This is a genomic window from Bacillus sp. SA1-12, assembly GCF_000981385.1.
Classification (GTDB): Bacteria; Bacillota; Bacilli; order Bacillales; family Bacillaceae; genus Metabacillus.
The window spans coordinates 24,575-37,711 of sequence record NZ_LATZ01000001.1; the positions used below are offsets into that span (position 1 = coordinate 24,575).

General features: G+C 37.1%; 12 protein-coding genes and 1 pseudogene. 5 read left to right on the plus strand and 8 right to left on the minus strand.

The annotated features are described in order from the left end of the window. Window positions 1-36 precede the first annotated feature (36 nt). From WQ54_RS00125 to WQ54_RS32345, 3 genes and pseudogenes are all read right to left on the minus strand, one after another. A complete protein-coding gene (locus tag WQ54_RS00125; protein WP_046510452.1) occupies window positions 37-1,110 on the minus strand; it encodes a putative 2-aminoethylphosphonate ABC transporter substrate-binding protein in 1,074 nt (357 codons plus the stop codon). A 243-nt stretch (window positions 1,111-1,353) separates the two neighbouring features. Continuing rightward, a pseudogene (locus WQ54_RS34510) lies at window positions 1,354-1,452 on the minus strand (YjcZ family sporulation protein); the annotation flags it as partial. 54 nt (window positions 1,453-1,506) lie between these two features. Continuing rightward, window positions 1,507-1,623, minus strand: a complete 117-nt coding sequence (locus WQ54_RS32345; protein ID WP_084821765.1) for a YjcZ family sporulation protein — start codon at window positions 1,621-1,623, stop codon at window positions 1,507-1,509. A gap of 222 nt (window positions 1,624-1,845) precedes the next feature. Between WQ54_RS32345 and WQ54_RS00130 the strand changes: the two genes are divergently transcribed. From WQ54_RS00130 to WQ54_RS00140, 3 genes are all read left to right on the plus strand, one after another. After that, window positions 1,846-2,403 carry a copper resistance protein CopC gene (locus tag WQ54_RS00130; protein ID WP_046510453.1) on the plus strand — a complete coding sequence of 186 codons (558 nt, stop codon included), beginning with the start codon at window positions 1,846-1,848 and terminating at the stop codon, window positions 2,401-2,403. Between the two features lie 3 nt (window positions 2,404-2,406). Beyond that, entirely contained in the window at window positions 2,407-3,489 is a 1,083-nt protein-coding gene (locus tag WQ54_RS00135) for a copper resistance D family protein (protein WP_046510455.1), read from the plus strand. A 268-nt stretch (window positions 3,490-3,757) separates the two neighbouring features. Beyond that, window positions 3,758-5,149, plus strand: coding sequence for an amino acid permease (locus WQ54_RS00140; RefSeq protein ID WP_046510458.1), 1,392 nt, complete (start codon window positions 3,758-3,760; stop codon window positions 5,147-5,149). A 105-nt stretch (window positions 5,150-5,254) separates the two neighbouring features. Here the strand turns inward: WQ54_RS00140 and WQ54_RS00145 are convergent, their stop codons facing one another. From WQ54_RS00145 to proC, 5 genes are all read right to left on the minus strand, one after another. Then, window positions 5,255-6,574, minus strand: a complete 1,320-nt coding sequence (locus WQ54_RS00145; protein WP_197089511.1) for an ammonium transporter — start codon at window positions 6,572-6,574, stop codon at window positions 5,255-5,257. Between the two features lies 1 nt (window position 6,575). Beyond that, window positions 6,576-6,938 carry a P-II family nitrogen regulator gene (locus WQ54_RS00150; RefSeq protein ID WP_046510461.1) on the minus strand — a complete coding sequence of 121 codons (363 nt, stop codon included), beginning with the start codon at window positions 6,936-6,938 and terminating at the stop codon, window positions 6,576-6,578. Between the two features lie 191 nt (window positions 6,939-7,129). Further along, the gene (locus WQ54_RS00155) at window positions 7,130-8,392 is read right to left on the minus strand and encodes a glutamate-5-semialdehyde dehydrogenase (protein ID WP_046510463.1); all 1,263 of its coding nucleotides are present in this window, start codon (window positions 8,390-8,392) and stop codon (window positions 7,130-7,132) included. Window positions 8,393-8,405: 13 nt separating this feature from the next. Further along, window positions 8,406-9,527, minus strand: a complete 1,122-nt coding sequence (proB, locus tag WQ54_RS00160; RefSeq protein ID WP_197089516.1) for a glutamate 5-kinase — start codon at window positions 9,525-9,527, stop codon at window positions 8,406-8,408. 275 nt (window positions 9,528-9,802) lie between these two features. Next, on the minus strand, window positions 9,803-10,654 hold the full coding sequence (proC, locus tag WQ54_RS00165) for a pyrroline-5-carboxylate reductase (protein ID WP_046510467.1): 852 nt from the start codon (window positions 10,652-10,654) through the stop codon (window positions 9,803-9,805). Window positions 10,655-11,234: 580 nt separating this feature from the next. On the opposite strand from proC, the gene WQ54_RS00170 reads away from it, so the two are divergent. Beyond that, a complete protein-coding gene (locus WQ54_RS00170) occupies window positions 11,235-12,038 on the plus strand; it encodes a GNAT family N-acetyltransferase (RefSeq protein ID WP_046510469.1) in 804 nt (267 codons plus the stop codon). A 171-nt stretch (window positions 12,039-12,209) separates the two neighbouring features. Then, a complete protein-coding gene (locus tag WQ54_RS00175) occupies window positions 12,210-12,995 on the plus strand; it encodes a SurA N-terminal domain-containing protein (protein WP_046510471.1) in 786 nt (261 codons plus the stop codon). Window positions 12,996-13,137: the final 142 nt, after the last annotated feature.

Below are 13,137 nucleotides of genomic sequence, written 5' to 3' on the forward strand. Positions count from 1 at the left end.
GGGTGATCATTCCTACATTGACAGTAGGTTACATTATTATTCTTTTGGTTCAGCCTTAGAATTAAATTGAGAATCCCACTCTTTTAAGATGGCGTCACGATTTTGAGCTGCCCAATTCAAATCATTATCTGAAAACATTTTATCTTCTACACCTTTTGGGAATTCTTCAGGCAATGTAAAATCATTTTTCATCGAAGAGAATCCATTTGCCTCATAGTATTTCTTCATAACTTCATCAGAAATTGCCCAATCAAGAAAGGCTTTTGCTAGTTTTTCATTCTTTGAATCTTCTTTATTAATTAAGGCATTAGCTTCAACTTCCCAACCAAGACCTTCAGAAGATAAGATGACCTCTACTGGTGCTCCCTCTTGCTTGAGTTGAACACCGCTATAAACTAAGGAAATGCCGATTGCATATTCACCTGTAGCTGCTAATTTAGCTGGTTTTGAACCAGAATGGGTATATGTAGCAACATTTTCATGTAAATCGTTCATGAATTTCCATCCTTTATCTTCACCCATCATTTGCAGCCATGCTGATACCGTTAGAAAGCCTGTCCCAGATGAAGCAGGATGCGGCATTACGATCATATCCTTATACTCTGGTTTCACTAAATCATCGTAGGATTGCGGGATTGGCAGATTCTTTTTCTTCAACTCCTCTTTGTTTACAACAACTCCAGTCATAAATGCAGTGTTTCCAACCCATTTATGAGGTTCATTTGAATCCTTGAAAGAAGGAAGAATTTTGTCACTTTCTTTAGGTATATATCCAGCAAGCATATCTTTTTGATCAAGTGCGAGAAGACTTGATGCTGCCAGTCCCCATACAACATCTGCTTGTGTGTTTTTTCCTTCAGATAAAAGCTTAGCTGTGATAATCCCGGTTGAATCCCTAACAATATTCAATTCAACATCAGGATATTTTTCTTTAAATGACTCTAAGTATTGAGGAACTAATTCTTCTTCTATTGCTGTGTAGACTGTTAGTTCTCCAGATAATCCCCCATTTGGATTTGCAGTTGAAGTCTGACTTGATTTTTGACCGCAAGCGGCTAATACAAAAAGTGATAGTAAGAGAATCAATAATTTTGAAATGTGGTTTTTCATTGTTTTTCTCCCCTTTCTTATGTTTTCATTTTATAAATACAATATAAATCCACAATGTAAAGAAAGTGTGAAGCCAATGTAAAGATTTTGTATTATGTTGTTTTCAGGGAGATTTTTATTGTTTCCTGTGGTTTTCAAAACACACCAAAGCAAGTTTGCTCTTTCCGGAGTAAGTCAACAAGCAAGTTAAACAGAGCCAAAAATAAAAAGGGCTGATAATCAGCCCCTTATCTTTCCTTATTTTTAGTAACCAATGAAAGCCGCTCCAACAATAATTAAAAGAATGAACAATACAACAATTAACGCAAAGCCTTTTCCATATCCATAACCGCCATATCCATAACCGCCGCAGCCGTGGCCCCAGCCACCATATCCGTAGCCCATTGAAATTCCTCCTTAAAAATAAAATTTACTAAAAATAACTGTATTTTTAGTAACAACGAAAGCAGTTCGTAAGATAATTAGCAGGATAAATAGTACAACGATAAAAGCAAATCCACCACTGAAACTCACTCATTTACAATACCTTTCTTTCGTTGTAATACTACAATATGAAAATAGGTTCTTGTCCGTAAGGGCGTTCGCACAGTTCCTAGGAATTTTTCATTTTTTTCAAAAATTTTTCAAACGCTTATTTGTTTGCTAAATTGTAAGAAAGCATTATAAAAAAGAAAGCTGTTAATGATAAAATGAGACGGTAAAAGAAGAAAATATTAAACAGTTAGGATGAGAATATTGAAGAAAATTATTTTTATATTAGGGCTAATTTTAACCATGCCAATTATTGCATCCGCACATACAACATTAACCTCCTCAACTCCAAGTGAAGGAGATACAATAACGGAGGAATTGAGCGAACTTAAAGTCGAGTTTGCTGGAGAAATAGAAAATCAAAGTACATTAACATTAATGAAGGACCAGCAAAATATTCAGTTCGATTCGATCACAGTTGGAGATAAACAAGTTGTAGGAACTTTAGCAAAACCATTAGAAGATGGGAATTACACGTTAACCTGGAAGATTGCTTCAACGGATGGACATGTTTTATCTGGAGATATTTCATTTTCAGTAGATCTTCCAGAAGAAGAAAACCAAGAAATTACTCCAGAGGAAAGTGACCAAACGTCTGATAGCCAAGAGAATAAGGCCGAACTAGCTTATGAAAATACTAAAGTAGATACTGCAACAGAAGAAGTTACAGATAACAGTTCAATTATTTCCACAATATCTATCATAGTATTAGTAATCCTTCTTTTAGTTGGAGTTTGGATTCTTTTACGTAAAAAGAGGTAAGGTATGACCCAATTAATACCAATTACTGAATATATAACATACATGCTTTTTTCCTATTTAACAGGCCATGTGGTATTGAAATTTATACCAGCGGATAAAAAACCGACCATCCAGGTTTCTAAAAGCAGTTTACTATTATCCGTATTAGGTATAATTATTTTCACATTTTTCCCTGTCCTTCAGGTCATTTCATACTTTTCGACTGAAGGTTTATTTAGTTTAAGTGCATATGCCATTCTTACCGAATTTCAAGTTGGTATTTCTTGGCTTTATGGAAGTTTCTTTGCTGTTTTTTTATGGATGGTTATGTATGTAGAGGGTTCAAAATATTTGCAGGCTTTTTTTCTTCTCTTGATGATGATCTCGATTGGTTATGCCAGCCACTCTGCATCACTTGATTTCGGGCCAGGACTCCTTTCCCATTCCATTCATTTTTTAACAATCACAATATGGGTCGGCATTCTGATTCATATTGGGTGGATTGCCAAAAACATTGAAGACTGGCAAGTTTTTTTACGATGGTTCACCCCGCTCTCAATTGTATTATTTTTGATCACAACAGTAACAGGAATCTTATTAATGTTTTTTGTCGTTCAGCCAAATGATTATGTTAATGCTTGGGTTTTGCCTTATGGTCAGATGCTTTTATTAAAGCATCTAAGTATTATCCCTGTGTTAATGTTTGCATTTGTAAATGGAATTTTATCTAGAAAAGCTAAAAAAGATTCAACGTTTGATGCAAAAAAATGGATACAAGCAGAGACTGTTATTCTCATGATTATCTTTTTTATAACCGGAGTCTTAGGAACCTTGACCCCTCCCCACCAGGTAAATGCCACGGTTATTCAGGAAGGTGCTGCATTTTGGGTTGAATACATAATCGGCCATGACATCGCAGCACCTCTTACCGTTAACCTTAGTACCGGGTTTGATGGAATGCTCTTACTTTGTATAGCCTTATTATTTTTGGCTCTGATCATCATTAGCTTTTACAAAAAGGTATCCGCCTGGATTCCTTTAGGCTTTGGTATTCTCTTTATTTTCGCAGCATACCTCGGCTTAATGTTGTCGGTCAGTATAGGATAGGGTTTAGCTTTCATGACAAGGGGATAATAGTAAATAAAAAAGGAAGCATACTACATGTACACTTCCTTTTTTTCTGGTTTAAAGAAATTATTAAATTCTTATTGTGCGGCTTTACAAAAAACCTTACGTTTTGATGTTTATTATTTAAATATAGTAAAAAGTTAATGTTAATTGTCAGATAAGTATTGACATTTGAAATATTCGACAATATACTACAATTTGTGCGTTTTTAAAGAAAAGACTTAAACATTTTCATTTTGGAGGATTTATGAGTTCACTACTTCGAAAAAAATCAATTTCACAGCTAATCCAACAAAGTAAACAAAAATCACTTAATCGAACCCTTAGTTCATTAGACTTAACTTTACTCGGTGTTGGTGCAATAATTGGTACAGGTATTTTTGTCTTAACGGGAGTAGTAGCAGCAGAAACAGCAGGACCTGCACTAATCCTTTCGTTTGTTTTATCGGGGATTGTCTGCGCTCTGGCCGCCTTCTGTTATGCCGAGTTCGCTTCAACCGTTCCCATCTCCGGCAGTGTTTATACGTACACCTATGCAACTCTTGGAGAAATTTTTGCCTTTTTAATCGGATGGGACTTAATGCTTGAGTATTTACTAGCAACAGCAGCCGTTGCCACGGGATGGTCCGGTTATTTCCAAGCGCTTCTTGAAGGGTTTGGGGTTGTGCTTCCTGCAAGCCTTACTTCAGCTCCCGGATCAGGTGAAGGCGGATTCATTAACCTGCCTGCAGTAATCATAATCTTTCTTATTACAGCTTTATTATCAAAGGGTGTAAAAGAAAGCACACGTGTTAATAACATTATGGTATTTATAAAACTAGCGGTTATTATTGCTTTTATTTTAGCTGGGATGTTTTATGTTAAACCTGAAAACTGGACTCCGTTTGCACCATTTGGCTTTGAAGGAATTCTAACTGGTGCAGCCACTGTTTTCTTTGCCTATATTGGATTTGACGCAGTTGCTACTGCGGCTGAAGAAGTCAAGCACCCACAGCGTGATGTACCGATTGGCATCATTGCTTCTTTAGCAGTCTGCACGTCCTTGTATATGATTGTTTCCCTCATTTTGACTGGAATGGTGCCGTACACACAACTAAATGTAGCAGACCCAGTAACATTTGCCCTGCAGTTTGTCGGTCAACATTCACTCGCAGGTATTATTTCCGTTGGAGCGATCACAGGGATAACAACCGTTCTGCTTGTTATGATGTATGCACAAGTCAGGGTTTCTTATGCCATGAGCCGAGATGGTTTGTTACCTAAAAGATTTGCTAAAATTCATCCAACCTTTAAAACACCGTTTCAAAATACTTGGATAACCGGAAGTATCGCAGCGATCATTTCAGGTTTTGTTGATTTAACAACATTAGCTCATCTTGTAAATATGGGGACGTTAGCCGCCTTTACGTTAATCTCAATAGCCGTGATTATCCTTAGAAAAACACACCCTGAGTTAAAACGGGCTTTCAAGGTGCCGTTTGTTCCGGTTCTTCCGGCTATCAGCGCACTTTTATGTATTTATTTAATGACAAGCCTTCCCTCAATTACATGGGTCGCTTTTGTCATTTGGATCTGCATTGGATTGATTATTTACTTTGCATATGCAAGACGGAACAGTAAATTAAATCAAAGCAAATAAAACCTGATTTCTTGAAAAATAGTTATTACATGAGCTGAGGCTGACTCCACCAGGAGTCAGCCTCAGTAATAATAGCACTCGTCTAATTCTATTACCCCTGAAATTTTAATCAACAAATACCTTTTCAATAACTTTTTTCTGCTCAGTTTTGGCAATGGTAATTCCCGTTGACTCTTCAAAATTATAAAGACTGGTTGGTAAATCAGTAAAGCGTTCTAGTTCATTATAGGCAGGGATGCCATGATAGGACATATCTAGACCTTCTTCTTCGTCTTCTTCTGTTGCACGCAATCCAACCGTTGCTTCCGCTATCTTTCCAATAACCGCTCCACCGATTATCCCCCAGACAGCCACAACAACTGCACCTAAAAGCTGTACACCAAACAAGGAAACTTGCCCTGTTGTTATTAATCCTGCTGTTGAATCAAATAACCCAACAGCAATGGTTCCAAACACACCATTAAAACCATGAACAGCAACAGCACCAACCGGATCATCAATTTTCATATTGTCGATCAAAAGAGTTGCGTAAATGACAATAACTCCACTAATACCACCTATGATAATCGCGCTCCATTGATCTACAAAGGCACATCCGGCAGTGATCGCTACTAATCCTGATAAAACACCATTAATCGTCATACTCGGATCGGCTTTTCCAAATTTTTTCATTGTCAGTAATAATGTAACTGTTCCCCCGCTAGCTCCTGCAAGCATGGTATTAATAGCAATTGAAGCTAAAGAGGCATTTGACGCATCCAATGTACTTCCGCTGTTAAAAGCAAACCACCCAAACCATAAAATAAAAGCTCCACTCGATGCGAGTGGGATATTACTAGGTGCAAATACATTCACACTGCCATCAGTGTTAAATCTCCCTTTCCTTGCCCCTAATAGTTTGGCCATTGCTAACGCAGCAAAACCGCCAACTGCATGAATGGCTGCAGATCCAGCAAAATCTTTCATCCCCAGCTGCGCAAGCCAGCCATCACTATTCCAAATCCAATGTCCAGATAATGGGTAAATGATAAGTGTAACAAGAGCGGCAGTGATAATATACGCTTTAAAATTCATTCGTTCAGCTACAGCCCCAGATATGATTGATATACACGCTACTGCAAAGCCCATTTGAAAAAGAACAAATGCTTCGCTTGGAAGTTCCATATTTAATGAGATTTTTTCAGGACTTCCAAACAGGCTTGTCCCAATAAAGCCGAATGCATCTTGACCAAACATAATTCCAAATCCGATCATCCAGAATACAAGAGCGCCGATCGTTAAGTCTACAAAAATTTTCATCGTTACGTTAACGGCATTTTTTGTTCGTACTAATCCAGCTTCTAATAAGCTAAAGCCGCCTTCCATAAACAAAACCATCGCGGCTGCAATGACAATCCATACTGTATTTAAATGAATCAGCTCCACCTTACTCACCCTCCTTAACAGAAAGATCATCAATAGTTATGTCAGGTTCACCTGTTCGAATGTTATATGCTTCAAGAATAGGATAAACATATATTTTTCCGTCACCATCTTCCCCAGTTTGCGCAGTCGAAATAATTGTATTGATAGTTCTGTCAACCATATGATCTGACAAAACAATTTCAAGCTTGATTTTCGGATGGAGGGTGACATGATAATTTTTACCGCGATAAACACCTTTCGTATCCTTCTGCTTCCCTCTTCCTACAACTTGAGAAACAGTAAATCCAGTGATTCCGATTGTTTTTAATCCCTTTATTGTATCGGTAATTTTCTGAGGCCTTATAATCGCTTCAATCTTCTTCATCTTTATCACCTTCAGTATTGTTAGCTTTTCTAACATTAATATGTTAAAAATTATAACATTAACAGTAAAAGAGTCAACAGTTTTTATTGTGAAAATTTTTAGAAAAATAATACAATGCATTTTTGCGCAAAAAAAGGCTGTTTCACAAATGCAGAATCTTGTGAAACAGCCTTTTCATCAATCTTATTCTATTATCGTGTTTGGCCATTGCCTGACATCATAAATTTTACAGTTGTTAATGCGGGCAGCCCCATTGGTCCTCTAGCATGTAGCTTTTGTGTTGAGATGCCAATTTCAGCCCCAAAGCCAAGTGCTCCCCCATCTGTAAACCGTGTTGACGCATTATGATAAAGTGCAGATGCATCCACTAAACTCATAAATATCTTTGCTGTTTCACGATTTTCAGTAACAATTGCTTCAGAATGCTTTGTACCATATGTTTCAATATGGTCAATCGCTTCCTCTACATTCCCTACAACTTTTACAGCTAGATCTAAACTTAAATATTCATTTGCCCAATCATCTTCATTTGCTAAGATTGCATCAGGAAGGAAGGATCGTGCATCTTCGTCCCCATGGATTGTAATCCCATACTGTTTGAAGGCCGCATGTAACACTTCATGATTTTTCCTAAGCCATTCCTTATGGATAATCATCGTTTCTAGAGCATTACAGACTGCCGGACGGTCTGTTTTTGCATTGATCAGAATATTTAACGCTTTTTCAAGATCTGCTTCCTTATCTATAAATAAATGGCAGTTTCCGACACCTGTTTCGAGTACAGGTACTGTTGCATTATTTACTACAGCATTAATTAATGAGCTTCCGCCTCTTGGAATTAGCACATCAATATGCTCCTTCATGGTATATAGCTGCTGTGTTGCTTCACGATCTATACTTTCAATAAATTGTACAGCATCCTCAGAAATTTTTGTTTTTTTCAAGGCCTCGTGCATAATTTGAACAATTGCTTTGTTTGATGATAAAGCAGAGGAACCACCTTTTAACACAATTGCATTGCCTGATTTAAGCGCAAGACCTGCAGCATCTACGGTTACATTTGGACGTGCTTCGTAGATCATCCCGATCACACCTAAAGGTACAGTTACCTTTTCAACAAGCAGTCCATTTTCAAGTGTCCAACTTGATTGAATCTTTCCAATCGGGTCTTCTAAGGCAGCTACTTGACGCAGTCCTTCTGCAAAGTCTTCAATCCGTTCCAATGAAAGGGCAAGACGGTCCATAAAAGCTTCATCATAGCCTTTTTCTTGGCCTGCTTGTAAATCCTGCTCATTTGCAGTCAATATCATATTTGCACTCTTTACTAACTCATCAGCTATAATGTGTAAGGCTTCATTTTTTTCGTCTGTTGTTAATAATCCTAACTTTTTCGCTGCTTTTTTTGCTGCAATTGCTTGTGCTTTAACATTTGTTATAACTTTTGTAACAGACATCCAATTCCTCCCTTTATACTCCTACAGGCAAAGATAATTCAAGTTCACATACAAGGTCATCGAAATGGACTACCTCTAATCTTTCTACATCTTTACCTGAAATTTTATTTAATCTTTCTAAATCTTCATTTGAATAATTAACTACACCTAAGCCGATTCTTACTCCATCTTGATCAACAATTCGAATAACGGCACCTTTTTCAAATTGTCCTTTAACCCGGATTATATCTGAAGAAAAAATACTATGCTTGTGATCAGCAATTGATGTTCTTATATTTTGATTGATCACAATCTCACCTTCTGGTCCAGAGTGGAAGGCAATCCATTGTCTTTTCTGATTTAAATTAATTGTCTCATTTGTTACTTCAAAGTAAGTCCCTCTCGCTATTCCATTAACCGCATCACCTAAAATATTCTGAATGCTTGCCTTGCCTAAAAAAGTCGAAATTCCTGAAGCCATTGCAATTTTCACAGCATCAATTTTCGATTTCATCCCGCCAGTTCCAACATTGCTGCCTGATTCTCCAGCCCCTTCTTCAATTTCTGGTGTGATCTCATATACCTTTTCTAGCAATTTTGCCTTTTCGTTTTTGCGAGGGTCAGAATCATATAGTCCATCAATATCAGATAAGATAATCAATTGGTCAGCTTCAACAAGCCCAGCTACTTTAGCAGATAATGTATCATTATCACCAAACTTTAATAGGTCAACTGTCACCGTATCATTTTCATTAACAATAGGAATAATTCCTCGTTCCAATAATACATTTAATGTATTTCGAACATTGTGATAACGATATTCATCCGAAAAATCACTGCGAGTAATCAAAATTTGTGATGCAACATAACCGTGTGATAAAAAGATTTCCGAATAGGCTTCAATTAATAAGCCTTGACCAATTGAAGCTGCAGCTTGTTTTTCCGGTAATGAGGTTGGCCGCTCAATACACCCCAGCTTTCTGTAGCCGGCAGCAACCGCCCCAGAAGATACAAATACGATTTCGTATCCTTCATCCTTTAATAAAGCAATTTCATCAGCTAATTTCTCTAGTTTCCGCCGACTTATTTCTCCATGTCGACTTGTTAACGAACTGCTTCCTACCTTTATTACAACCCGTTTTTTCTTATTTTGCAGGGTCGGCATTCTATCACTCCCGAATATGTTTTCTCTCTATTTGTGGTTTGCTTCTTAATTAAACTTAACTTTCATAGTGATCTGGGTTCAGTTAAGCATATCTGTTAAAGTTCGCTCCAAAAGCTTATCTTTAGCAGGTGGTCTTGGAGTCTCTTTGCGTTATCTATGCGACAGCTTAGGTCTCCCCTATCCTGTTTATCCCGCAGGAGTCTCTTTGCTCTTTTAATACTCCAATCAAAACGATGCATAATCAATGATGAGCTTTAAACTGGCTATTATTTTACAGCTTCTGCTAATAAGCTCTCTTGAATTTCTTCGCTAATTTGTTTTGAACGCTTAGCAGCATGCTCAACAGCCTGTGCAATCGCGTTCCCTCCGCCATTTTCATCAAGCGCAGCCAGCCCGGCAGCTGTTGTGCCATTTGGAGATGTAACATTCCCTCTTAAAACAGCTGGCGATTGATCCTGTTCTTGTATCATTTTTGCTGCACCGACAATCGTTTGGGCAATAATTTGTCTTGTTGCTGCAATATCTAAACCAGCAAGAACACCTTGCTGTTCCATATGCTCCATTAAATAATAGAAATATGCTGGCCCGCTTCCAGCTAAGCCTGTAAAAATATCCATATCTTTTTCATCAATTTTGAATACCTCTCCAATGCATGTAAGCATACTTTCCGTTAACTTAATATTTTCATCGGCTGTTTCAAGGCCTGGGGAAATGGCTGTAGCTGATTCGCCTATCATACTTGACGTATTCGGCATGACTCGAACTACTTGCTGGCCTTTATGAAGGTTTTTCTCTAGATATGAAGTTGTAATCCCTGCTAAAACAGATAATATGAGTTGATTTGGTCTTATATGACTTTTAATGTCGTTTAATGCCTTATCTACATCCTTTGGCTTCATTGCCAAAACGAATATATCTATTTGATCAAATTGTAAATTTTTATGTTTCATTGCCTTAATTCCATATTTAGCTTGCAAGTAAGCTAATCGTTCTTCATTGGAACGATTGGTTGCAATAATTTGTTCCGATTGGACTTTCCCTGATTTAACCATTCCGGAAATCATTGCTTCTGCCATCGAACCTGCACCTAGAAAGGCAATGGTTTTATTGTTTAACATCTCATCTCTCCAATACGTTCGTATTTTTGTTCGTATTTTTATTAACGATTTAATAGTAACATGATGAGTTTCATATTCAAGGTCTTATCGAAATGTTGCGTGTAATTCTTCCATTTAGTAAGTGTAAGCGTCACCATTAGCAGTTATATGTTCTTAAACGCTTCTCATACTGTTTAAACGCTCCTCATCCCTTATTTTCAATGATCATGTTTACCGTTATTTGTAAATTTTTATTCAATTTATATTTAATGGAGAGCACTTTTAAGATAATGGCTTAAAAATTTGTCTGTCGCATGCTTCTGCTTAGGCCCTCCCTGTCCATTGCTTCCGAAGGAGTACCGTGCCTTCAACTCCATTCAATATTATATAGAGTATAAACTTCAGAGGAAATTTAACATTGGTTAAGACAAGTATAGATCTAATTTAAGGCAATCTTTTATGCAGATCACATAAAGTCCTATTACTCAACACGCATTTCAAGAAGAAACTAATAATAAAAAGCTCTCAAAAAAGGATTGAACTTTTTGAAAACGATTGTATAATTAACCTCTAAAAACAGTGACGGAGAGGATGTTTGGGCATGTTTAATAAATGTACATCGGCTGATCAAAAACAGGTTATGGACTTTTTACTAGAAGAAAAGGCATTTAATCTTTTTATTATCGGTGATATTGAAAATTTCGGTTATGATGCTGATTTTCAGGACATATATGCTCAATATAACAAAAATGGAGAAATTGAAGGTGTCTTACTGCGTTATCAGCATACTTATATTCCATATGCGAAATCGGAAATTGATCTAACAAAAATGGCAAACGTCATTTCGACAGATCCTGAGCTTGTGATGGTATCTGGAAAAAATGATATCGTTAAAAGAATCCAAACACTTACCCCTTTAAGACGAGCAAAGCTAACATACTTTGCCGAGTTAAAAGACAACAAAGAGCTAAATAAAGAACTTCAAAATTCCTCCCCTGAATATGAAGTAAAGAAGGCAGCATTAGAGGATGTTGAAAGAATTTGCTTACTTAAGGAGCAAATTAGCGAATTTGATTTCAATTCCTTTTCAAAACAAAGCTATAAAAGAACTATTGAGACGGGAACTGGACGTTCGTTCTATATTGAAAATGCTATGGGAGAGGTGATTTCTATAGCCTCAACAACAGCGGAAAATCAGTACTCTGGCATGATTGTTGGCGTTTGCTCACATCCTGCCGAGCGTCAAAAAGGACTTGCATCACTTGTGATGCAAGAACTTTGTAACGAGGTTTTAAATGAAGGGAAAACTCTGTCCTTATTTTATAATAATCCAATGGCCGGGCGGATCTATAAAAGGCTCGGTTTTAACGATATCGGATTGTGGCGGATGGCTTATCCAAAATAAGGTGAGACTAAAATGGATAAATAAAAACAGGAAAATTGTAAAGAAGATCGAATAGTTATTTTATGCTATCTTTCTTCTTTCCCCTTTCATTTTTCTACTAACTGTTATACAATTCCAACTATGCACGCCTTATAGGACCATTTCTTCCTAAAAGCGAAAGGAGAACAACACATGAAAAAATTTCTGCTTACATTATTTATTGGGCTGCTCGCATTCTCACTAGCTGCCTGCAATAATGATGAAGACAAAAAAGACTCTGCAAACACTGATAAGTCAACTGAGGAGAAAGCTGAGGAAAAAGCTGAGGAGAAAACTGACGAAAAACAAGCTGCTGCTGATGCAGAAGAAATGCAAAAAAAGCTTGAAGCCCAGAAAGTAAAAGAAGATACTGTTGTAGCGATTGTTAATGGACAGGAGATAAAAGGGGCTGAGTACAATGACGCCTTAAGTATTTCTCAAACTCAGTTTCAATCAATGGGACAAGACCCAACCTCAGAGGACATTGCTAAACAACTGAAAGATTATACACTTGAAAGCCTTGTTGGCCAAACCCTGCTGATGCAAGAAATTGAAAAAAAAGGTTATAAAGCAACGGATGAGGATATTAACAAGGATTTAGAGACATTAAAGGCTCAGTATAAAGATGAAAAAGCTTTTAATGAAGCTTTAAAACAAAACAATCTCACACTTGATGAGTTGAAAGTGCAGATTTCCGATAAGGTAAAATATGGTCAATATATAGATAAGGACTTAAATATTGAAGAAGTAACCGAAAAAGAGTTAAAGGAATATTATGATTCAATGGCTAGTCAGGCTGGAAAAGATACCGAGACACCAAAATACGAAGATGTAAAAGAACAGCTGAAACTGCAACTTGAACAGCAAAAAACACAAGAAAAACTTGCTGCAAAAGTCGAGGAGCTTCGCAAAGGGGCAAAAGTTGAGTTAAAAATTTAAAAAATAAAGAAAGGACGTGCTCCATAGGATGCACGTCCTTTCTTGTTTTAGAAAAATTCTTATTGTGAGCAAGCGGACGTCATTCAGCTTCGAAGCAAAGGACGAGCACTGTCAGGGCAAATAACGTCGCGTTTTTGACTGC